Genomic DNA, 21,001 nt, shown 5'->3' with positions numbered 1-21,001 from the left:
CAGAATTCCGATTCCTTGCAGATCATCATCCGGGAAGGTACGTCCTCCCGGGATCCACAGGTTCTGATCATTACTCCGGGGAGGTTCATGTGCGACTGAACGCGGGGGAGGGGTTATGTAACCCGCGTGTTTGACGGCGCTTCCGCAGGCTGCTGCCGTGTGTCCTGGAGATGGATGGAGACGGGGGTCTGTGGACAGTCGATGGTGCGTCTGCGAGCTCGATGGCTCGGGTCACGTGTCGAGAGGAGCACCTGAAAGATCCGGAAAGGCACCTTAACCTGTCAGCTGCCGAACGTAGGTTTCCAGCGGGGAGGGTTTGTGCCTTCGTGTCCGCCTGCGAATCGTGAGGGACTTCGGTTGGGGGAGGTCGATCCGCATATATTGTCACGCGGAATGCTCTTTATCGCAGTTGCGCAGAGGATTTCGTTCACCGGATTCGAACATTAGGGTCGTGCGTCGTTCGGCTTCCGTGAGTACATTGCTCGGATCGACGTATTGACGGTGCGCTGTTCGCGCACTCGAAGGAATGCTTCGCATTCCGTCAATATTCGTTTCTCAGGACTCAAAGGTTCCACAACGCCAACAGTTCGGCCCGAAGACTGAGCGAGCGAACGTAGTGGTTGGACCGCAGTTGTGCGCTGGGGTGCCCGACCTCGACGAGATACCTCTCGGTGTCTGGCACAGGAAGCGGTAGCAGGTCGTTGCGAACGCGGAGAAAGAACTGAAAATGACTGGGGGAATCCGGTATTCGATCCTGGTTGGATATCACGACAGCGGGTGGCAATAACAATTCGTTGTCCGTGGAGACGCGGATGACGACGTCCCCACGTGCCATGCTGCTTGGTTTTCCGAGTCTGAGTGTTTCGAGTCGGTATCTCACGCTCGGATTGACCGAAAGATGCTTCGTTGAAGTCTGTTTCACAGGCGCGATGCGCACGGAGGGACGGGTTTCGTGATCGCTGACTTGCCTGATAAATACTCGGTTGGTCGGAGCAAGAGGAAAGTCGTTGTCAAGGTTCTGCATTCGGCCAGTGATGCCAGGTATGGGTACGGCACGCCCGATCGCCCATTCGCGCGCGGCGTTGTCGATGAATATTTGGTCTACAGCAGTGGTTTCGTCGATATTGTTGACGAACGCGCGACTGTCGGCAACCACTTGGGGGTCATCGGAAATGACGACCGCTTCATGGGTGAATGTGGAATTTTCGGAAGCATTCGGCGAGCCGATTACAGCTCGTTGGTTCGTCACGATGACCTTGGCGTGCAGTGTTGACGACGACAGGATGCGAACGCCCTTGCTGAGGTAGTGCGCAAGAACGGCAGGTGAAGTGGCGTGGGCGCGGATCGCCGCGGTAGAAGCATTGACGATCAGAAGGTCTCCACTGCGAAGTGGAAGTAGTTCGGGCGCAAGGTGTCCGAGATAGGGAACAGCGGCATAGCGTGGGCCTCGCGTGCGGATCGCGCGAGTGATGTGTGGCCACGGGTTCGGTCCGTGGAAGCTGGTCCCCATAGCCTAGAACGGTAGCGCGAATCGGGCCCGATTTCTGGCTCCTGCGTGAAAGCTGCCGTCGTTCTGAGTCGTCTCCGGAGCAAAAGAAACTTCCGGATATCTGTGATCTGTCGTGGAGGTCGAAGAATGTTGTAGCGATCAACCCTGCCGGGTCAGACGGCGTTATACCCCAGTGCGACTGCAGCGCTGTCGATTCGGCGTGCGATTTCGATACGGGACGGTGGCAGTGATGGCGCCGGACGGGTGGGAAGGGTCTGCTGCTTGTTCGAGCAGCGCCCCGCGCAGTGCACCGGGAAATTTGCCGCGGTACGCGATCCCGCGGGGGTGAGGGCGGGCGTGGTGGATCGTGCGGGCCCATGCCTGGAGGGGCGTGTAGTCCTGAGATCGTAGGCGCTCGCCGTGTGGATATCGGGTGACTGATGTAGTGTCGCTGGCGGGCCGAGTCGATTCGTGATCAGTGCTCGAAAAGTGAACGTGCAGAAAACTTCTCGGCATTCTAGTGTAGGTCGGGCGGCGTGGTCTTCATGAACTGATGGACCCGTGCCTCGTGACGGGGAAGCCGGGCGTGTTGGGCTGCAGTGGAGGTTCGTCTACTACTCTTTGGCAGCCTCTTGTCGCGAGTTCAGGTGAGGTGGCGGCTGGGAGGCGTCAGCGTGGCTTCGGCGCCCCATCAGATAACAGGCGGTAGGGCCGGCGTGATGGTTGTGAGCGCAACGTAGGACATGGCACTCACTGGAGACGTTGTGGGGAAGACGATTCCGTTGAGATAGATCCATGAGGTTGCGACGGCACCGGCGATCAGTGCTGCGATTGTCACGGTGGTGGCTGCGCGCTCGCGGAAGAGGAGCATCACGGCCCCGGCGCTGGGCTTTCGGGCGGGGTCAGCGCGGATAACCTCTGGCTACGGTGCGTGCAAGGATACCGAGCGTGGCTTTGAGAGATCCTTCGGCGATGACGGGAAAGATTCCTGCTTGCCGCCAGGCGGGGCCGATATCAGACCAGTCGTAGTACGAGGTCACGAGGGAACTGTGGCCGTCGTCGGCCGGCTCGATCCGATATCCGTAGACGTGCCCGATCGGAGGCCGGACAGTTCCGAGGATGGTCCATGCTATTTCGCGTTGGGGAACAAAAGTTTTGATCGTCACTGTGACGTCGTACTGTCCCATGGGTAGGTCGCCCAGAGCTTCGCGATCCATGTGGACGACGAATTCGTCGCCGGTCGCGGTCACGAGTTCGCCATCTGCGCCTATCAGCATTCCGGATCCGTCGATGGCGACGTGCCCCTGAGGGTCGCAGAGGACCGCGAAGATCGATGCGGGGTCGGCACGGATGGTGCGCTGTACTTCGATCCGTTCGCTAGTCATGTGGCGAATGCTGCCATACCGCCGATCGGTCGGCGAGGTTTCTCTCGTTCGGTGGGTGCATTCATCGGCTTCGGTCGGTGAGGCGGGGTGATGCGCGGACATGTCGGATGCTGCCGTTCACGCGCCGGATGGTTGAGTAATCCTGAGCGGGGTAGGTGATCCATGGAGTCTTCGCGAATGCTCGTGGAGAGCGTGGGTAATCGACCGTGTGGATACTGGGTGACTGTTGTAGTGCCGCTGGCGGATTGTGTCGACTCGTGAGAGGTGCTCGACAAACGAACGTGCGGAGAGTTTCGCGATAATTTAGTGGCGGGGACAGTTCCATTCGCCGAAGAACCTGGCCATGGCACTGGGCGGTGAGGTGGGGGAGCTGTGTGTCGAAATCGAACCACTGTTCGTCGATCCTCGTTTGCCTCTGAACTCTGCACCCGTGGACAATGGAACGCAACGGAAATGGGGATCTCACTTGTGCGCGGTACTGATAGGCGTCGTTGTCGAGCGTTTTCTGTGGAACTTAAGTGCTAACGCACCCCTTGTTGAGATGCCGAAACTACGACTTAAGTCGGAACAATTGAGATAAATCAAGAAAACTGGCACGAGTTCTAAAACACTGTCTACGGTTACTTCCACATCGTGATCGCTCGGCCCTAGATCCCGTCCTTCGGGTGACGGAAATTCTTACCGGCGACATGCGACTGTCCGTTGCGAAGGAGTGGGGCCGAAGTCGCTGGTGGAGTCGTGGACTGCTGTCCTCAACGTCGGAGCGGCACCGTTCGCAGGAGCGGGCAGTGATGTTTCGGCGATAACGACGACCGTGATGGGTCGACTAGGTATCGCGGCAGATGATCGACCGTGGCGGTGGATCGCTTTGTCCTTTGCCGCCGTCGGCCAGTTTGTGCAGCGGGTGTATTTAGCGGCGAGGCCCTTGGACAACCGCGACCCGACGTGGAGTCTGCTCGACCACGACAGATGGGCATCACGGACAGCTGCGATGGTCATTGCGGACGCCGAGCGTGGGATCCTGCTGTGACCTCCGCGGGTACGCCTGCGCGTGAATGGTGTCGGTGTCGAGCGGTTCACGTCACCAGGTTTTCACGACGTCCGTGATCGATTCCGGCGCGGTCACCGTGTCGGCAATGCGGGTGGCGAAACCCGTGTAACTGATATGCGGCCGAACGAATCCTCTTGCGAGGTATCACTGTAGGGATCGCCTGCGCATGGTGAGAAGTTCGGCGAGTTCGTTGACCGGCTCCCAGATCACTGGTTGGGGCACGTCCGGGGCGCTCTGCCACCGCATTCCGCCGGAGATCCAGCGTTCACGCCACTGTTCATGCGTGCTCGATTGCCTGCTGTGGCGGTGCTGGTCGGCGCCGGGGGCCGCGTCGAACGTGAACGCGCACGCTGGACACCTCTCGCCGGAACCCGAACCATCTCGGGCGTAAGGCCGCTCGCGTAATCCAGGGTATCCACAGACTTGGCACCGAAAAGTCCTGGTAGTCGAGGGGACGATGTCGACGACAACGCCCTTGCTGCTGAACTTGGTGGGGTAGTCGTCCTCCAGGAGGTCGAGTGCGGTCCACTCCACCCCGGGCTCGATCTGGTGAAACCGGAAGGTGCCGCAATTGCTGTTGACGAAGATCATGCAGCGAACGGGGGCGGGTTCGGGCAGATCGTAGACAAGCTGGGCGAATTCGCGGGCGAACGCGATCCCTTGCTCGAGCAACGCGCGTTGATCGGATCTGGTGATGAACGGTCCCATCGACTCGACCGGAAGGCCGGAGGGAAGGAAGTCTTCCGCGACGGCATTCGGGGCGCGCAGTGGCACATAGTCTTCGAGGTGGAATGAACTGTCGTTGCATTCCCACCCGGTGTAGTCGAAGAAGTTTGCCGGCGGACTCTCGTCGTCGGCACGTGAGTCCGCCCAGACCAGGAGCTTTCCGCGGCGTTCTATTCCGCGATTCAACTTCGCCCTGAGCTGCGGCGTGAGGCCGTCGGTGGGGTCGATCGCAGAGAACCCGACGCCGACACCCAGGAATGCTGCGGCGTTGTCGGTGATCCGAATAGTGAGCATGTGCTCATGCTTCCAGTGACCGCGCGCTTCCGCTGGCAGGTGGTCCTGTGGTGCGGCGCACGACGGGCCGAGCGCACTTGATGAGCGTTACGGTCTGACGATGACTCCGATTGAAATCGACCTTCCGGATCCGGCTGCAGCACATCGGATGCTCGCGGGATGGGCGGCAGCGTACGCGGCAGTTTTCTCCTTCTCTGACCTCCATTCGACCTTCACCATCGAAAACAATCGAGTCACCGACCGTGACGGCGGCGGATCACACTTCGACTTCATTTCGCTGCCGAGCGGTCGTGCTGCGATCTGCGGTTTCGACCGGCACAGCCCTGATCCTGCTGTGGAGGGCGGCCGCGCCGTCTTGTGTGATCACGGTGCCGAACCCTGGTGGCTCGAAACCGCCAGCAACGATGAAATCCTGAACTTCGCCTACGGATACGAGTCCGGGAGGTGGAGAGCTGTTGGCCATGATCCGACACGCGTTGTGCCTTTCGTCCTTGCACCGGGTTCGTCCAGGGAGCCGAATTCAGCGCTCTCCTCCCTCGCGGACTTCCTTGAGCAGGCTTCGGAAGACCTTCTCGGGCAACCGGTACGCGGAGATGACGCGGCCCTCCGCGCGTTGCTCAATGCTGGATCGGACCTCGACGAGCTGACTCTGTGCTTAGCGCTGGTGGGGGAGTACGAGTACCTGCAGGATGGGCTCGAAGCGGCAGCTCTGTTTCGGCTCCACGACTCTCCGCGGTGACCGTCGGCTCACCGCGGCCAGACGACAGTTGCCGGTCGCGTTGTGCGCCAATGGACGTGTGGTCAGACCGGCTCCAAGAGTGACGGGTTGTTGTTGCGAGGGCTGTTCACCGCAGTCGAGACTTCGTAGGGCTCGAGATGCGGCTCCGGAACCGAGTTGATCATGGCCTGGACCTCACCTTTGTCGGTGAGGTTCGGGTCGAGCCAGTGCTCCCAGAATGTCTCTGGGAGGATCAGCGGAGATCTGTCGTGTATGTGTCCCGAGGCATCTGTTGCTGGTCGAGTCAAAACTGTACAGGTCCATACCCACTTGTTTGGATCGTCTTCTGGCAGTTCAGGATCGGGCCACAACTCGTAGAGTCCAGCCATTGCGATCACGTCGCTTTCTCCGTGGAGAAAGTATGGAATCTTCGACCCTGCTTCACTTTTCATCCACTCGTAGTATCCATTGGCCGGAATGATGGCGCGCCGTTTGGATGCACTGCTTCTGAATGATGTTTTCTCGGTGACGGTTTCGCTGCGGGCATTGATGAGCTTGGATGCCATCTTCCGGTCTTTCGCCCAGGCCGGCAGCAATCCCCATTTGACAGATCTGAGTTGACGCTGGGGCTCGTCGTCCGGTTCTTCGCGTGGGGTGCGTTCGAGGATCACACGAGGTGCCGTCGATGTCGAGGACGTCGAACACGTAGTACGAGGTTGCGACCTCGTTGCGGAGCTGAGCGGTGGGCCGCAGGACGTGCATTCGTCGTTGCAACAGGGAGAAGGACGGGACACCGTCCGGTCCGAGTGCGACGATTTCCCCGTCGAGGACGGTTTTGCGGTGATCGAGCACAGAGCGGAGCGCGTCCACGATCTCGGGGAACGATGCGCTGATGTTGTTATCGTTGCGCGACCAGAGCACGGGCGACTCGGAACCTGTTGTGGTGATGGCTCTTTGGCCATCCCATTTCGATTCGAAGGCCCAACGCTCCCCTGTCGGGGGCTGCCCGAGCGTGGCGAGCATCGGCGGCACTGGTTTTCCGGTGGTGGCGCTCATACCTTCCACTGTGCGCTGGTTTGTACTGGTTTCGGCCGATTTTCGGAGGTTGAAACAATAGTGAAATGAGCGAGACTACAGAACCGGATGAGACTCGAGGGTGGAGCCCGGCCCCGGACGAGGGCCAGGCCGGCACGGTGCTGACGAAGGACGGCCAGTGGGCGTACCGCTACAAGGACGGCGCGGAGCTGATCATGCTGAAGATGCCGGATCGTCCAGCCGCGAGGTAGCCGGCAGAATTCATAAGATCAGGTCGCCACATGTGACCGACCTGCAAGGATCTTGCAGGTCAGGACCTCAGCTTTCGCTGCGGTCTGGTCAGTGTGGCGACCTGATTCTCGTCGCAGGGTACAGAGTAGTACGCGGGTCCGACATCTTCGATGCAGAGATCTAGGGGCCGGTCTCCGGTTAGTCGATCGGGGAGAGCGCGGACGCGTGCAGGAGGGACAAGGCTCCGAGTAGTTCGATACCGAGAAGCCTGCCGTCTCTGTCGAAGTCGAGGACGATCTGGCCGTCAGAACCATCACAGTCGACGTGCTGCTGGCGCACCGCATCTCCGTTCGCCCGGTCGGAGGCCACATAGATGTATGAAGCGTCGGCGTCAGGGTCGTATGTTGCCGCGAATGTCAGATGCATATCGAGAGAATAGTTCTGGGCGAAGCGTGAGGCGACTTGACGCTGTCGCCGTGCCGATACTTCAACACGTGAAGTACCGGCACATATCCTCGTCGAACGCGGGTTCATCCAAATCAGTTGGGACCGTTGAAGAATTCCTCGGTGAGGATGTCCGCGTCTTTGAGTCCACTATCTCTCAGCTTCTTTTTCATCTTCAAGGATGCATACACGTAGGGCAGGGCGGATCGCGGATCGGTGTCGTAGTCCTCTTCGCTCCCGCCCAAGAACACGAAGACTCGCGGCGTGATGCATTGTCCGACGTCCAAGCTGGACAAACCGGCCCGCTGCAGCCAGAAGGCAAATCGGTCCAGTGCGCAGCCGTTCAAGATGGTTCCATCTGCGATTCTCAGCAGAAGAAGCCCGTACGGTAGCAGTTCCTCTGCGATGCCTCGGGCGGGATCGTAAATGTAAACCATTGTTTCAGGTTCGTTCTGAGTCAGCTTGTCGAGAATGAAGAACTGGATGCCACGCCAGTCCTGAGCGAAGCAGTACATACGAGGGTGATCGAAGTACTGGGATAGCAAGTCAGAAAGCCGATCCGAGATCGACTCGTCGTAGACCTGGAACGCCCCACTTCCCAAAGAGAGAGAAGTTCTTCCGCTGGGATTGCCACCGGAACCCATGGATGAGTCCTCACTGTTGCGGTCCTGTAGGGGCATTTCTTCGGCCTGTGGGGCGCTTGGAAACGCTGGGCCCTGCACCAGAGCTATCCACCTACAGGCCGAACACCACAGCTCATAGCTGATGTCCCCGTCCGCAGTGGAAAGGGGTTCATCGAAGGGAATCCACTCGACCGTCAAATCTCGCTGATTGCAGTTCGGGCACCGAATTCCTTCGAAGGATCCTTCCCGGATTCTGGCCGCAACGAACTCCGGCACCGGCACTGGCGTCGTACGGACCTCATGGCTTGAAGGCGAAGTGGGAAGCTGCGTATCGCCCACATGCGATCGATCGAGAGGCGGCGTGGGCGGGAGGTCGGGCCACCGATCAGGTATCGAGGGGCGATACGTGTCGCGGGAGCCTTTGCGGACGAGGTAGATGAGCAGAGCCACCGTCCCCGCGATGATGATCAGCACGGCTGTTTCTCCGTTCGCTGGGGGACCGGGGGAGGACTCGCTGTCACGGAGTCGTCGGCGGCGCGGCTGTTAGTCAGAGCCGGCACGTTGTTGGGCGCTCTCGCGTAGTGGTCAGATCAGTAAGCCGAGCGTCAGAAGCGTGAACGCGAGCACTGCGGTACTGGTGGCGGCGCCGGTGAGCGTCCGGTGTCCCGTGAAAGCCAGCGACGTGGCCTGCAGCGCCAAAGACACTAATCCGGTGCCGAAGGCGGTAAGCAGGACAAGTTGGGGCACGGCCACAGCGCGGTCCAATCATGTTCATTGTCAACGGAACAACGACCCGATGACACCGCCGATGACGTCGACGACGAAGTCCACGACTGTTTCGAGGACGCGTTCTGCGAAGCGCCGCAGTCGACCGGGTTGCGAGGGAGCCATGTCGTCGGTACCCGTAGGGATTCAGAGGCCGCGGGGGAGTGCGATGGGGGTGCAGCGTTGCCGCGCTCGGCTACGACGACTCGACCGGAATGTCACTCCGCCGGACGTGGCTGTTGCCATGCGGACGTGGGGTTCACACGACATGTGCGCGCTCCTTCTGTCGGCGATCGCCCGGTCAGCCGATTGAGGACCGCGGGGTCTCGTTACCGACAGTCAACGCTCTTGCGTGAATATTCAGCAATCATTTTGCGCGGTTCGAGAGTGAAATCACACAAGACTGAAAGCGTTCTTGTTCTTCAAGAATTTTCCAGCGCGCGACGGCCAGCGTAGGCCGTCGAGGTCAGGTGAGCACCGTCTGGGTTATGCCATGGTTACCCGTCGGGCGTCCCAGATTTGGCGGGGAGGGGTGTGTTTTCATGCGCCGAGTCCGACGTTGGTCCAGATGTCGAGGTAGGTGGAGTAGTCAACGAAGTACGGGGGCTCGTCTGACGACCACACCACCCCTCGGACGGCGTCCCCGTCGATGTACAGGCAGAGGTATCCGCCGCCGCCGGAGTGGAACGTGGCGACGCAGCGGGTGGGGTCGGGGTACTCGTCGGGGGAGAGACCGTCCAGGATTCCCCACTCGAAGGCGTCGATGCGAAACATCTCGCCCAGCGGCAGAGGCCCGACCGTTCTCCCAGCGATGTCGTACCAGCCGTTGTGAAGGTGAGTGTAGAACCGCGTGAGGCTTGCCGGAAAGTGGTGCCACACTGCCGGGACGTCGTCGTTCTCGGTGACCGGGCGCCCACCGAGGTAGTACATGTCGCCCCCGTCGGCCGCCGTCATCCGGTACAGGAGAAACCACTCACCCTGAGATGTCAGCAAGGCGACGTCGGCGAGACTGGCAGTGATCGTCGTGTAGGTGTCGGACATGATCGGTCGCCCGAAGTGGTTCCACCGCTTCAACACTTCCGCTACGCGCCACGTACGGTCCCCGGCGAGTGCGTGCAGCCAGTGCTCCGGTAGGTGTCGACGGCCCGGCATTGTGAGGTCGTCGATCTCGACCAGCTCCGGTGCGGCGACAAACCTCGCAACATGCATCAGATCCACTACGTCTCCCATCAAACCGACTGCAGGACTTGCCTTGCGTTGCACAGTGCGTTCGGTCTCTGACGTTCGGTGCTATCCGATGACCGGGACCGTTTCGCCCGTGCGACCCTTTCTGGACAACCACTCCTCGATGGAGATGACGTCCACCCCAGAGATTGACGCTTCGGCCAGGCATTTCTTCGTCAACTCAGCCGACTTCTCGTCGATCAAGACCCACACCAGGTTGACCGACTCTCGGTTGGTCCTCTCGTCGATCGAGGCAAGTTGGTGTCGTGCGATCCCCGGCCACATCTTCTGCCACACAGGGGTGAACCACTCCATCTCATGGCGTACGCCGGTGTCGAGATCGATCGCGTACTCCCACAATCGCCGGACGTCGACCAAGGTTTTCGTCTCGCGCTCCCATGTATCGAAAGGAAGTCGCAAGTTCGGTGCCGCAGAATAGGGCAACGAATATGCGTACCGGCTATCCACGAGAGTGACGAATTCTTGAAATGAGCGATGGGTGTCCCTTACTCGCACGCGGGCACCGTCCCTGGCGATACGCGCAACTGATTGAGCATGGTCACGATTAGCCGAAGAATCGCTGGGCATGAGAGCACGGTACCAGTTGACGACTCGGCGGCAGAGCCCGCGAGAAGCATCTCTCTGCGCCGAAATACTGTCGCTAGACGTCGTCTCGGTACCGACACAAGGGTTGCTAGGGTTACCCGGTCATTGGAGAGATTCCTATCGAATTGGAGACGATGCTGCATGGCTGAGAGTGATTCGCCAACTTATCGACGATCTCGACGGTAAGCCGATCGACGACGGATTCGGCGAACGCGTCCAATTCTCGTATCAGGGGTCGGACTACATGATCGATCTGCGGCCGACGAACGTCGACAAGTTCAACGCCGCCCTCGAGCCTTTCGTGAAGGTCGCCGAGAAAGTCGGAAAAGCACGCCGCGGCAGAAAAGCTGATGTGACGGCGAAGGATACCGGTTCAGGTCGCTCGAAAGAGCAGTTGCAGGCAGTGCGGGACTGGGCAGTCAAGAACGGCTACGACGTGGCACCGCGGGGACGGGTCAACGCGGAGATCCTCGACGCCTTCGACGCCGCGCACTGAATTCGATCCCTTTAAGGCGACACGACATTCAACACTGATACGAAAGCGGGTGTGAGGGGAAGCGTTTCTCACATACGCCCTTCGGCCTGGCCCTGTGTGGATTCCGCCACCTCTTTCATCGCTGGCGCGAACTGCAGGTGTTTCCAACCGAAAACACCCGAGAACCACGCGCCCTTCCTGAGTCGAAGTGTGTCGCCGTCTGCGCTCGGCCGCCGACTGCCACTGCGAACAGCAGAGATTAGACACAGTCATCTCCGGGTACAGTTCCGCAAGCAGCCTGCGGAGTGCGCGCATACACAATCCAGTCGGTCCACCGTCGACGTCTTGCGCTCATTCTGCAGGCTGCACCCGCAACTGTCAGTGCAGATCATTCCCCGAGTTCCCTTGCACGCGAGTAGGCCCGGCAACGGACGCATCGTCGACGGCAGTCCAAAGGTCACTCCTCGTTGAGTCAGACACCGTCCGTGGCTTGAATCTTGCGGATCATCGATGGGCCTCCGGTCTATCGAACCTGCTGATCGGCAGCACTATCGGCGACGGCTCAGGCGGAATGGAGCGACTGGAATGTAGTCACGAACCCATCGATGGTTTCGTACGCTTCGGCCTCGTCTTGCGGTGCGCGGCTCGGGTCATCGTGTCGTAGAGCGTTCATGATTTCGATCTGCCCCCATGCCCAGCGTAGGTCTTCGTGGCGATCGTGTTGTTCGTGCTCGTACTTGTCGACGATCGATTCGTAGACGGTTACCAAGGCGCGCAGGGAAGTTCGGCCGTGATCGTAGTCGTCGGCTACCTCGAGGATCAGAGGGTGAAGATCTGGTGATTCGGGTGAAGGATCGTGCGGGTTGTCCGAAGTCATGAGTCTTGTCCTCGCGATTGACGGTCAGGAAGTTTCCGGCGGGGATGAAGTGTGCGACAAATTTGTGGTCCCGGGAGTATCGCTCGGGCGTCGGTCCCGGTATTCATGGATAGCCATGTCCGTCGGTGCTGGGCCAGTTCCACGCTGCGATCGTGCCGCCAGGTGTCGAGACGACGAGCACGTTCCCGGGCGCGGAGACGTTCCAACTTTCGAAATCCGGCGACGGTGGCACCGACAGTACAGTCCCGGTGTCGAACAGTACGACGAGTGATCCGTCTGCGGTGCAGGTGCTGAGTTCGATTGTCGCGCCGGTCAGTTCCGCTGCGATGTCTGCCCCGGGTGCAGGTGCCGGAAGGCTGATGGCGACTTCGGTGTCGTCATGAAGGGTGAGGGCGGGGTTCTCCTCGACGAAGTATCGAACGTGCGCGTCAGTTTCGAACTGTAGGGCGTGACCGACCTCGGTACGGACAACCCGCTGTCCGACACCTACAAGACGATCACTGCCAGTCTCGCCGACGTCGCCTTGCTGACATCTCAGGGTGAGTGGTTTCTCCTGTACCGGATGACGGCGGCCGACGGGGGCGACATGTACTACCTCGGTGGGCGCCCGGTCACCGAGAACGACGACGTCCCGGCAGTGTGGCACCACTTTCCGGCAAGCCTCACGCGGTTCTACACTCACCTTCACAACGGCTGGTACGACATCGCTGGGAGAACGGTCGGGCCTCTGCCGCTGGGCGAGATGTTTCGCATCGACGCCTTCGAGTGGGGAATCCTGGACGGTCTCTCCCCCGACGAGTACCCCGACCCCACCCGCTGCGTCGCCACGTTCCACTCCGGCGGCGGCGGATACCTCTGCCTGTACATCGACGGGGACGCCGTCCGAGGGGTGGTGTGGTCGTCAGACGAGCCCCCGTACTTCGTTGACTACTCCACCTACCTCGACATCTGGACCAACGTCGGGCTCGGAGCGTAGTCCCCGCGGCAGCCCTGTCCCTCACGGCAATCAGCTGATGGGTCGCGGCGAGAACCAACGCAAGGAAGGCCGCCGGAACACTCCCCACCATCGCTATCAGAGACGGGTTTGTGGAGCTGAACGCGACGGCGAAGCCCCACACAGCAGTGGAGAGCATCGCACCGGCAACGATCCAAGACACCACAGGCCGCGGGATCACTGCCGGAACGATGCACAGCGCCACAGGAATAGCCAACACCAGGAACAGTTGGCGACCGAAGTACTCGTGAACTGTGCCGAGGCATACCGCCGAACTCAACGAATCGAAACCGATTTCGCAACTGGTGATTTCGTACACCGGCCACTGAGCGCTCGCAGATCCCAATACCCCCACCGCGATTGCCAACGCAAGCCACGCGATCCGAATGCCACTCATGAGGCATGATCATGGCATGTGCCGTCGAGTTGGGGCGCTGTCGTCAGCGCCACCCTCACCGAGCGATCAAACTTGCTGATTGCCAGCATCATCGGTGACGGCTGACGCGGAATAGAGCGACCGGAATGTGGTCACGAACTCATCGATGGTTTCGCACACTTCGGCCTCGTCTTGCGGTGCGCGACTGGGATCATCGTGTCGTAGAGCGTTCATGATTTCGATCTGCAGCCACGCCCAGCGTAGGACTTCATGCCGGTCGCGCTGTTCTTCCTCGTACTTGTCGACGATCGATTCGTAGAAGGTCACCAAGGAGTGCAGAGATCTTCGGCCGTGGACATAGTCGTCGGCTACCTCGAGGACCAGCGGATAGTGATCTGGCGAGTCGGCTGAAGAATCTTGCGGGGGATCGGAAGTCATCGCGATGTGTCCTCATGTTCGACGTTCAGGAAGGTTCGACAAGGCCTAATCATGCGGCCGAAGTGTCGCCGTGCGCGTGACGCCGGGCGGTGATGCTGGTCTCGGGGATGGTCACTTCAGTTGAGGTCCGGCCAGTTCCACGCTGCGATCGTCCCGCCAGGGGCCGAGACGACGAGCACGTTCCCGGGTGCGGAGACGTTCCAGCTTTCGAAGTCCGGCGACGGTGGCACCGACAACACGGCACCGGTGTCGAACAGTACGACGAGTGATCCGTCTGCGGGGCAGGTGCTGAGTTCGATTGTCGCGCCGACCAGTTCTGCCGCAATGTCTACCCCGGATGCAGGCGCGGGAAGGTCGATGGTGATCTCGGTGTCGTCGGGGCGGGTGAGCACGGGATTCTCCTCGACGAAGTATCGAACGCGCTCGTCAGTTTCGAACTGTAGGGCGTGACCGACCTCGGCGCGGGCAACCCGCTGTCCGGCGCCTGGAAGATTCATCGCGTTCACGTCAGAAGGATATGACGACCCCGGCTGCGCCCCGCATGGGTTGCAGGGGTGGGAGAACTTAGTGCCGGTGCACTGTCATGTGATCGTCAGTCGACCAGGGCGGCAATCGGGAACGACTTCGCGGCCCTCGACCTCAATCCACCGGCGGTGCCGTGGGTCTTCCTTCTGCGGAGGGAGCGCCGGAGGCGGCGAGGATGTCGATGTCGAATTTGCCGTCAGCCCGACTACGAAGAAGATCGACTGCGATCGAGGCGACGTCGTAGTCCATGAACGTCCCCTGCTCGGTTCGGCAGTGCAGCGAAATGTACACGATCCCGCCCACCACACGGTAAGCCTGGGCCTGGACGCGGAAGTCGGCACCCAACACCAGCCCAGCCCGGGTACAACGCCATCGGCCCTTCGGGAAGCCCCGGCAGCAGGGGGATTTCGTCGATACCGCCGTCGGGGAGCATCCCGTCCACGCCATAGACGATCGGATGTCCGTCCGATTCCTTCGACACCACTGCCAACGGCATCGACGCCACGTTGAACAAGATTCTGGGCGCACCACATAGAAGGGCATCGATGACAAGGGAATCACCTTCTGCGCCGAAGGAAACTCCGACAAGAGGGGTACTTCTGATGACTGTTTCCACGACACGAATCTCCTGCCCCGTGACCAGCCGAGGCGCGTGAATTTCCAGGTCGAGAGCTGGCAAACTCGGCCAGGGCTTGCTTTCGACCAACATCACAACAGTCCTTCAAAACGCGCGTCCCAGACAGGGTGGTCGGCCGGCGCCGGTTCAGTGTTCGACGGGCCACACACCGTCGGAGGCTTTGATCTCGCGGATCATCGACGGGCTGCCAGCGGGCCAAGTCTGGATGAGATAGTCCTCGGTGGCGGAGTCGACGTCCATGTCCCAGTGCTCGGCACGTCCTCGCGTGGCGATACGGAAGCAACGCGCGCCGGTGGGGGAGGTGAGTTCCCCGAACTCCTCGACGATTTCGTTCGCCAAGGTGATGAAGAGCATCGGTTGGCGGCACACTACGTGGACCTCTTCGATATTTTCCCAGGCGTCGAGGTCGATCGCGGGGCCACCGTTGAGAAACATGTCGTCGTCGCCGGAGAGCTGTTCGAGGGTGACGTGCACCGGCCCGTAAGCGATGCCGGTGCGAACAGAGATCAGGTTGTTGCCTGCGTCGAACACCTGCCCCTCTGAGTAGGTCTCGGTGGGATCGGTGTCGGCCGCGGAGATGAGGAATGTGTGGTGCTCGGCATCGACCAAGCCTCGTGTAATCATTATCCGATTGAATCAGCGCGGGCAAGGAATTCCGTCGAGGATCACGCGTGTTGCCCACGTGATCGTGTCCGTCGGTCGCGGTCGAACAGGGGCGCATCGGTAGTCTGAGTTCGTGCCGTATGAGCAGGGATTGAGCGATTGGCGGGTCTACACGGCCGAAGAGTCCGTGGGGGGGACAAGGTGCCGCTGACATTTGACGAGGCAGTCGCCTTCGTGCGGGAAGCGACGGCAAGTCGTTGGTGGGCAGAGGCATTCCCTCATGCCGTTCCCGTCGAGGTCGTGCTCGGCGGCGACGAAGTTTCCGATGCTGGGGGTCAAAGCTACGCGATGTCATATGCGTCCCAGGTGGGCCGTCCCGTTTCGCAGCGGTGGGTGATCTCGATGCATCCCTCCATGGTGGGCACCCGGATCCCCATCCATGAGCTGGCGCACTGTGCGTCCCCGCTCACCACCTCAGCGAACTCAACAGCTGACTGAACCGAGAATGCGTCATCTCGCCGCATGAGGCCTGGTCTACATGAGGTTGCGTGCGAGTTTCGCCAAGGATCCTCCTGCAAGTTCGTGGATTGTTCTGTGAGGCGTCGGATTTCGAGGTAGGACGATTACTTCGGTAGCGGCAGGATCCGTCCGGTTCCGGGGTCGAAGCAGACGAGGCCGAGGTTTTGGGCGGCCCGCACGAAGGTCGCGGCTATCAGGCTTGTCGCCCGGTCGTCGCCGCTGATGTAGATCGCGGCGAAGCTCACAGCGATGTGCCACGTCCACGCCCCTTCGCTGCCGGCATGCGGTCCCGCAGGTGCGATGTGAACCGTGAATTGTGCGGGACTGTCGGTGTCCGGTGCGTTTTTGCTGACCGTGATCGCAGCATCAGGATCGGTGCGCGGAAGTTGCTCTGCGAAGGTGGTCACAAGTTGGGCGATCGTGTCGGTGATCCAGCCGACGGGACGGGCGATCCGTTTTCGGTAGTAGGCGACCGCCGCGTGGTGACTGTCATGCTGTTCGGGCGAACCTTCCCACGCTGCGGCGTGAAATTGACGGATCGGGTCGAGCTCTGCCGGGGCGGTGTGTGGTTGTACGGGCAGGTCCGGTTCGTCTCCCGTCCGCGGTTCCGGCAACCGGTCCGAGTACGACGGGAACGTCGGCGACGCAGGAATTTCGCGATGAGGGTGGGCGGGGCGGTGTTCGAACGCTTCCTGGTTCTCGGTCGCGATCTGCGCGGCCAGTTGCGCGGCCGGGTCCCACCCTGGTGGGGGTCGGCGGCCGCGGCTGAACCACGGCATTTCGCTGTCGATCCAGTGCCGGCGCCACGCCGCGTGCGTGCGCCCCGAGGCGTGGTCGTCGTACCCGAATTGGAATCCGCAGCAGGGGCAGATTTCGTCGGAAGCCGAGGTATCGTCGTCGTTGTACGGGCGGCGGGTGAGGTTCGGGTTGCCGCAGATCGGGCAGGTGTAGATCATCGCAGTGCTCCGCGGTCACGGTCGAAGAAATGGTTACCCTCGGCGGGTTGTGTGGAAGGTGATGGTTTTGCGGCCTCTCGTATACCTACCGAGGGCGTTGGGGTCGGCAGCGTAGGCCCGAATCCTGTCTTGCGGTGGCGTCGTCCTCGACACGTCAGTGCACACGTGTGTAGGTGAGGGTGTTGCCACGTGGCAGGTGAATCAATCGGATTGTGTCGGTGGTGAGTTCGCCGATGCCCAAGTATTGATCGCGTGGGTGCTGGCCGTCGAAGGTCAGTTGGGTGTGCAACGCTGGTTCTGCGGACTGTGCTGCCGCATCGGCGATGTCGGGGACTTCAGCGGTCGGAATCAGCTCCCACGTGCCCGATCTTGTGGCATCCATTCCCTCATAGCAAGTGGTGAGTGTTCCGTCAGCAGCGAAGGTCATACGCGAACGAGAGTCTGCGGTGTCCTGCCAGGTGCCGACGAACAGTTCCGGTGCCGTCCCGGCCGTCGCCAGATTGCCGGGTACAGACGAGCACCGACTCGGCCGCTGGGCCGGTGTATTGGTGGCTGCCGCACCGGATCCGACGGACAGCAGCGACGACGTCGAGTCCTCATCGGCGACCGGGGCATGACTCTTGAGAAAGAGCAGCGCACCGACAAGCGCTACACAGACTGCCCCGAATACCGCGAAAATGACCAGGTCCCGCAACTTGCGGACCCGGTGTTTGCGCTCGGCTTGCACCTTCAAACGTCTCACCCCCGCATCCGGATGAGATCCTCACCTTGACACGGTTCGCGCAGGCGGCATAGATCCACCAGAGAGTTTCGCCTCTTCTTTGCAGTCCCACTTGTCGTTCGATCAGCGTGATTGTGCTGATTCATCAGATTAGCCAGGTCGTTGGTGCGCTCGGTGATCACGGCCTGCCGGGTTGCAGTGGCGATCAGCATCCGAGGAGGACCGAGCTTTCCTCGCCACGGAGATGCATTGTCCATGAGGTAACGAAGATGTAACGGCCTGAGGGTTGCTTCCAAAAAGATCCAAGGGTCTGGCCAGCCGTTTCGCTGAAACAATTTAGACTTCAACGGTTTAGCCACAGTGAGTTGCATCTCAAACCGAACAACTAGATTGCTCAATGTTTGCGAGATGGCGTTGACTGTGACGGGAAGAACCAGACAAACGTGGCCCATGGATGCTTACATCCGGAACGGGTCCTGATGAAGGAGAAGCTGAATGACGCGCCTACGCAAGACGATTACCGCAGCCGCTTTGATTCCCGCCGGTATTGCAGCCATCGCGCTCAGCGGCGCAGGCACAGCATCAGCTATCGCTCCGATCAACGACAACGGGCGCATCGGGGTTCAGCTGAACCAGGGCGAGACCGCGTTGTTCGGTCAGGTTAACGCCGGCGATGCGATCGAATCTGTCACCACGCCGAGTCAGGTCGGTGTGCGCGTGGCCCCAGGATCGATTTACGCAGGTACTGACGGCGTCCGAGGACACCTCGACCAGTTCGCTGACGAAGCCGCAGCGCGAGGCGGAGAAATTTCTCTCGGCGTGCTGAACCCGGCGCGGGGTTCGCAGCAGTTCTTCTTCATCCAGAGCTGGTAATCCTCTCCGCCGAAGAAGTGTTGCTTCCCTCCTCCGCCTTGTATTCCAGCAATCGTCGCAACACTCGTGGTTACGAGACTTCCAGTAAAGCACTCAGGCGCTCTGCAGGGGTGTCCCAGTCGAGTGATTTCCGGGGTCGATCGTTAAGCTCCTCCGCGACGGCCAAGAGTTTGTCGACGCTGTGCACTGCCAGGTCGGTTCCGCGCGGGAAGTATTGGCGCAGTAGACCGTTGGTGTTCTCGTTGCTGCCGCGCTGCCAGGGAGCGCCCGCGTCTGCGAAGTAGACGTCGAAGTTGGTCGCGGCGGTGAACGCGCGGTGTTCGGCCATCTCGGCGCCTTGGTCCCAGGTCAGTGTTCCCCGCAGTGATGTGGGCAGGTGACGGACGGTGGTGATGAGGGAGTCTCGGACGGCTTCGGCAGTCCGCTCGCGGCCGAGGTGGCCGAGCATCACGAAGCGGGAGGAGCGTTCGACTAGTGTCGCGATCGCCGATCCACCCAGCGCGCCGATGATGAGATCACCTTCCCAATGTCCTGGAACTTTTCGCGAGTCGACCTCCGCCGGCCGATTGCTGATGGAGTTCATCGGGTCGACGAACCGCGGCCGGCGGGCATCGGGCTGCTTGTGCGGTTTGCGTGCAATTCGACCGCGGCGCAGTTGCTTTCCGAGTTCCCGTGTGAGTTCGCCTCGGGCGTGGACGTAGATCGCTTGATAAATCGTCTCGGTGCTCGCACGCATTTCCGGAGCGGTTGGGAAGTCCTTGACCAATCGGTGACTGATCTGTTGCGGCGACCACCTTTTCGCCAGTTTCCCCTGGACGTAGGAACGAAGCTCGGTGTTGGCAACCAGCTTCGCCTGCCGCGGCCGGGCCCGATGCTTCACGGACAGCCGATGCGCCGTATGAGGCATATATCCCCTCACCGAGACGGTGTTGCGCTTGAGTTCTCGGCTGATCGTCGACGGTGCGCGTCGCATTTCTGACGCGATCGCCCGGATCGACAACCCTGCGCGCCGTAGGTCCTGCAATTGTTCGCGTTCGAGCAGGCTGAGGTATCGGGGATGGATGATCTTCTCGACGACGTTGAGGTCGACGCTTCCGCCGATCGCGCGGGTTCTTCGTTCTGGCACACCGTCATTGTTCTTTACCGGGTACCGCACCACCCGGCCGTCGGGATAGACCCGCCCTCGGTTGATGATCGTGATGCCTTTGTCCCAGTCGGTCGCCGATCGGGCATCGGCCCCGACGCGAGCTCTGGCCTCTACGCGCGTGAGTCCCGCCGCTCGCAGGCGTAGGAATTCTTCGCGCCGCGGGTTGACTTTGCGTGCCTCGCTGGTTGATATTCCTGCTTTCCGCGCCCATGCATAGGCTGTTGGCCGGTGAATCCCCAGCTCATGAGCGACGGTCGAGATGATTTCTCGCTCGCGAACGAGCCGCAAGAACTCAGCTTTGAGTTCCGCGGGGTAGGTGCGCGGCGCGGCCCGCGCCATGGTCAGCCCTGTTTTCCGTAACCAGTTGTAGCCGGCGTTTTCATGAACGCCGACTGCACGCGCTGCGGCGCGGACCGTGCCACCTCTGTCGAGTAATCGGAAGAATTCTTCCTTCTGCTGATCCGTGTACTTTTTGCCAGCCATTGCAACACCTTTCAGTAGGTGTTGCGACGATTGCTGGAATCCAAGCCGACACCGGAAAGCTGTACCTGTGTGCGATCAAGGACGTGTACTCGAACAAGATCGTCGGCTATTCGATCGACTCGCGAATGAAAGCGTCGCTGGCTGTGAATGCCCTGACCAATGCCGTCGCGCTCCGGGATCCGGCCGGAACGATCGTACATTCCGATCGGGGTAGCCAATTTCGATCACGAAAATTCATTCATGCATTGTCCGACAACGGTTTACAAGGTTCCATGGGTAGGGTCGGGGCGTGCGGCGACAATGCGGCGATGGAGTCTTTCTTCTCACTGTTGCAGAAGAACGTCCTCGACCGTCAACGGTGGTCAACTCAAGAACAGCTGCGGCTGGCGATCGTGACCTGGATCGAGAAAAACCTACCATCGCAAACGCCGGCAACGGCGCCTCGGGAAACTCACGCCGATCGAGTTTGAGACAATCAACCAGGCTGTATACGCGGCTTGAAGCTATCACCCCCACGCGTCAACCGAAGTGGGGGCAGTCCCCCTTGCATCTCCGGGTCGAATGGCCAGAAACCGTGCCTTGCAGCCTTTTTGGTCGCGGTTGGGCGCAATCATCCCACTACGATCCTCGTAGGTGCACGCCGTACTTGACGTGTGACTGTTTGGTTTAAGTGGGTCGGACGAAATCTGGTTGAGGTGACTGAGTTGTCTGAGGTTCACCCCGAAAAGTGGACAGTGGTCACGCGGCCATCGAGGTCGCGGTCAGTGACTGTTCGTAGTCCGTGGG

26 protein-coding genes and 3 pseudogenes are annotated in these 21,001 nt (G+C 60.6%); 8 read left to right on the top strand and 21 right to left on the bottom strand.

The genetic code is table 11. From position 1 onward, the window contains the following. Positions 1-562: 562 nt before the first annotated feature. The 3 genes from V3587_RS29760 to V3587_RS29750 form a co-directional block, all read right to left on the bottom strand. Positions 563-1,510 carry a phospholipase D family protein gene (locus V3587_RS29760; RefSeq protein WP_182263388.1) on the bottom strand — a complete coding sequence of 316 codons (948 nt, stop codon included), beginning with the start codon at positions 1,508-1,510 and terminating at the stop codon, positions 563-565. Between the two features lie 670 nt (positions 1,511-2,180). After that, positions 2,181-2,360, bottom strand: coding sequence for a hypothetical protein (locus V3587_RS29755; RefSeq protein WP_019749520.1), 180 nt, complete (start codon positions 2,358-2,360; stop codon positions 2,181-2,183). 31 nt (positions 2,361-2,391) lie between these two features. Next, positions 2,392-2,874: an SRPBCC family protein gene (locus tag V3587_RS29750; RefSeq protein ID WP_182263387.1), complete on the bottom strand. Its 483-nt coding sequence runs from the start codon at positions 2,872-2,874 to the stop codon at positions 2,392-2,394. A 730-nt stretch (positions 2,875-3,604) separates the two neighbouring features. On the opposite strand from V3587_RS29750, the gene V3587_RS29745 reads away from it, so the two are divergent. Continuing rightward, positions 3,605-3,904: a hypothetical protein gene (locus V3587_RS29745; protein WP_182263386.1), complete on the top strand. Its 300-nt coding sequence runs from the start codon at positions 3,605-3,607 to the stop codon at positions 3,902-3,904. Between the two features lie 165 nt (positions 3,905-4,069). On the opposite strand, the gene V3587_RS29740 is transcribed toward V3587_RS29745, so the two are convergent. After that, complete coding sequence (locus V3587_RS29740) at positions 4,070-4,945, bottom strand: hypothetical protein (RefSeq protein ID WP_080911099.1); 876 nt, start codon at positions 4,943-4,945, stop codon at positions 4,070-4,072. Positions 4,946-5,045: 100 nt separating this feature from the next. Here V3587_RS29740 and V3587_RS29735 point away from each other — a divergent pair, with 100 nt between their 5' ends. Further along, on the top strand, positions 5,046-5,684 hold the full coding sequence (locus tag V3587_RS29735; protein WP_019749991.1) for a hypothetical protein: 639 nt from the start codon (positions 5,046-5,048) through the stop codon (positions 5,682-5,684). A gap of 62 nt (positions 5,685-5,746) precedes the next feature. On the opposite strand, the gene V3587_RS29730 is transcribed toward V3587_RS29735, so the two are convergent. Further along, positions 5,747-6,457 carry an SOS response-associated peptidase gene (locus V3587_RS29730; protein WP_019749990.1) on the bottom strand — a complete coding sequence of 237 codons (711 nt, stop codon included), beginning with the start codon at positions 6,455-6,457 and terminating at the stop codon, positions 5,747-5,749. Next, a pseudogene (locus V3587_RS29725) lies at positions 6,390-6,686 on the bottom strand (ATP-dependent DNA ligase); the annotation flags it as partial. The gene V3587_RS29730 and the pseudogene V3587_RS29725, both read right to left, overlap by 68 nt. Positions 6,687-6,784: 98 nt before the next feature. On the opposite strand from V3587_RS29725, the gene V3587_RS29720 reads away from it, so the two are divergent. Then, positions 6,785-6,949 (top strand): hypothetical protein, encoded by a 165-nt coding sequence (locus tag V3587_RS29720; RefSeq protein WP_019749989.1) that lies wholly within the window; start codon positions 6,785-6,787, stop codon positions 6,947-6,949. Positions 6,950-7,127: 178 nt separating this feature from the next. Here V3587_RS29720 and V3587_RS29715 read toward each other — a convergent pair whose 3' ends face one another. From V3587_RS29715 to V3587_RS29695, 5 genes are all read right to left on the bottom strand, one after another. Next, positions 7,128-7,355, bottom strand: a complete 228-nt coding sequence (locus V3587_RS29715; protein ID WP_019749988.1) for a DUF2283 domain-containing protein — start codon at positions 7,353-7,355, stop codon at positions 7,128-7,130. Positions 7,356-7,468: 113 nt separating this feature from the next. Beyond that, positions 7,469-8,335, bottom strand: coding sequence for a hypothetical protein (locus V3587_RS29710; RefSeq protein WP_331703478.1), 867 nt, complete (start codon positions 8,333-8,335; stop codon positions 7,469-7,471). Positions 8,336-8,581: 246 nt separating this feature from the next. Continuing rightward, a complete protein-coding gene (locus V3587_RS29705) occupies positions 8,582-8,749 on the bottom strand; it encodes a hypothetical protein (protein ID WP_019749985.1) in 168 nt (55 codons plus the stop codon). A gap of 552 nt (positions 8,750-9,301) precedes the next feature. Further along, on the bottom strand, positions 9,302-9,991 hold the full coding sequence (locus V3587_RS29700; protein WP_257207368.1) for a hypothetical protein: 690 nt from the start codon (positions 9,989-9,991) through the stop codon (positions 9,302-9,304). Positions 9,992-10,051: 60 nt separating this feature from the next. Next, positions 10,052-10,573: a hypothetical protein gene (locus tag V3587_RS29695; RefSeq protein ID WP_125461309.1), complete on the bottom strand. Its 522-nt coding sequence runs from the start codon at positions 10,571-10,573 to the stop codon at positions 10,052-10,054. Positions 10,574-10,742: 169 nt separating this feature from the next. On the opposite strand from V3587_RS29695, the gene V3587_RS29690 reads away from it, so the two are divergent. Further along, complete coding sequence (locus V3587_RS29690) at positions 10,743-11,087, top strand: histone-like nucleoid-structuring protein Lsr2 (protein WP_019749981.1); 345 nt, start codon at positions 10,743-10,745, stop codon at positions 11,085-11,087. A 541-nt stretch (positions 11,088-11,628) separates the two neighbouring features. On the opposite strand, the gene V3587_RS29685 is transcribed toward V3587_RS29690, so the two are convergent. Then, positions 11,629-11,943, bottom strand: a complete 315-nt coding sequence (locus tag V3587_RS29685; protein ID WP_019749980.1) for a hypothetical protein — start codon at positions 11,941-11,943, stop codon at positions 11,629-11,631. A 103-nt stretch (positions 11,944-12,046) separates the two neighbouring features. After that, a complete protein-coding gene (locus V3587_RS29680) occupies positions 12,047-12,481 on the bottom strand; it encodes a DUF6188 family protein (RefSeq protein WP_080572351.1) in 435 nt (144 codons plus the stop codon). Here V3587_RS29680 and V3587_RS29675 point away from each other — a divergent pair. Further along, positions 12,392-12,919, top strand: a complete 528-nt coding sequence (locus V3587_RS29675; protein ID WP_019749978.1) for a hypothetical protein — start codon at positions 12,392-12,394, stop codon at positions 12,917-12,919. The genes V3587_RS29680 and V3587_RS29675 overlap by 90 nt on opposite strands. A 481-nt stretch (positions 12,920-13,400) precedes the next feature. Here V3587_RS29675 and V3587_RS29670 read toward each other — a convergent pair whose 3' ends face one another. From V3587_RS29670 to V3587_RS29655, 4 genes are all read right to left on the bottom strand, one after another. Then, a complete protein-coding gene (locus tag V3587_RS29670; protein ID WP_019749976.1) occupies positions 13,401-13,751 on the bottom strand; it encodes a hypothetical protein in 351 nt (116 codons plus the stop codon). A gap of 116 nt (positions 13,752-13,867) precedes the next feature. Continuing rightward, positions 13,868-14,248 carry a DUF6188 family protein gene (locus tag V3587_RS29665; RefSeq protein WP_256921966.1) on the bottom strand — a complete coding sequence of 127 codons (381 nt, stop codon included), beginning with the start codon at positions 14,246-14,248 and terminating at the stop codon, positions 13,868-13,870. Positions 14,249-14,390: 142 nt separating this feature from the next. Next, positions 14,391-14,624: a hypothetical protein gene (locus V3587_RS29660; RefSeq protein WP_019749974.1), complete on the bottom strand. Its 234-nt coding sequence runs from the start codon at positions 14,622-14,624 to the stop codon at positions 14,391-14,393. A gap of 415 nt (positions 14,625-15,039) precedes the next feature. Continuing rightward, positions 15,040-15,537 (bottom strand): hypothetical protein, encoded by a 498-nt coding sequence (locus V3587_RS29655; protein ID WP_019749973.1) that lies wholly within the window; start codon positions 15,535-15,537, stop codon positions 15,040-15,042. Positions 15,538-15,717: 180 nt separating this feature from the next. Here V3587_RS29655 and V3587_RS29650 point away from each other — a divergent pair, with 180 nt between their 5' ends. Next, complete coding sequence (locus V3587_RS29650; RefSeq protein WP_019749972.1) at positions 15,718-16,014, top strand: hypothetical protein; 297 nt, start codon at positions 15,718-15,720, stop codon at positions 16,012-16,014. A 125-nt stretch (positions 16,015-16,139) separates the two neighbouring features. On the opposite strand, the gene V3587_RS29645 is transcribed toward V3587_RS29650, so the two are convergent. Together V3587_RS29645 and V3587_RS29640 are read right to left on the bottom strand one after the other, a co-directional pair. Continuing rightward, positions 16,140-16,991, bottom strand: coding sequence for a TFIIB-type zinc ribbon-containing protein (locus V3587_RS29645; RefSeq protein WP_182263448.1), 852 nt, complete (start codon positions 16,989-16,991; stop codon positions 16,140-16,142). Positions 16,992-17,145: 154 nt separating this feature from the next. After that, the gene (locus V3587_RS29640) at positions 17,146-17,733 is read right to left on the bottom strand and encodes a hypothetical protein (RefSeq protein ID WP_125461312.1); all 588 of its coding nucleotides are present in this window, start codon (positions 17,731-17,733) and stop codon (positions 17,146-17,148) included. A 474-nt stretch (positions 17,734-18,207) separates the two neighbouring features. On the opposite strand from V3587_RS29640, the gene V3587_RS29635 reads away from it, so the two are divergent. Continuing rightward, positions 18,208-18,585 carry a hypothetical protein gene (locus V3587_RS29635; protein WP_019749968.1) on the top strand — a complete coding sequence of 126 codons (378 nt, stop codon included), beginning with the start codon at positions 18,208-18,210 and terminating at the stop codon, positions 18,583-18,585. A gap of 70 nt (positions 18,586-18,655) precedes the next feature. On the opposite strand, the gene V3587_RS29630 is transcribed toward V3587_RS29635, so the two are convergent. Both V3587_RS29630 and V3587_RS30755 read right to left on the bottom strand, forming a co-directional pair. Next, positions 18,656-20,071, bottom strand: a complete 1,416-nt coding sequence (locus V3587_RS29630) for an IS30 family transposase (protein ID WP_442973152.1) — start codon at positions 20,069-20,071, stop codon at positions 18,656-18,658. 18 nt (positions 20,072-20,089) lie between these two features. After that, positions 20,090-20,215: pseudogene (locus V3587_RS30755) on the bottom strand (transposase); the annotation flags it as partial. Positions 20,216-20,262: 47 nt separating this feature from the next. Between V3587_RS30755 and V3587_RS29620 the strand changes: the two are divergent. Then, a pseudogene (locus V3587_RS29620) lies at positions 20,263-20,716 on the top strand (IS3 family transposase); the annotation flags it as partial. Positions 20,717-21,001: the final 285 nt, after the last annotated feature.

Origin of the sequence: Rhodococcus sp. IEGM 1306 (genome assembly GCF_036541985.1) — a bacterium.
Lineage (GTDB): Bacteria > Actinomycetota > Actinomycetes > Mycobacteriales > Mycobacteriaceae > Rhodococcus_F > Rhodococcus_F qingshengii.
This window is presented reverse-complemented; position numbering and strand designations above follow the sequence as displayed.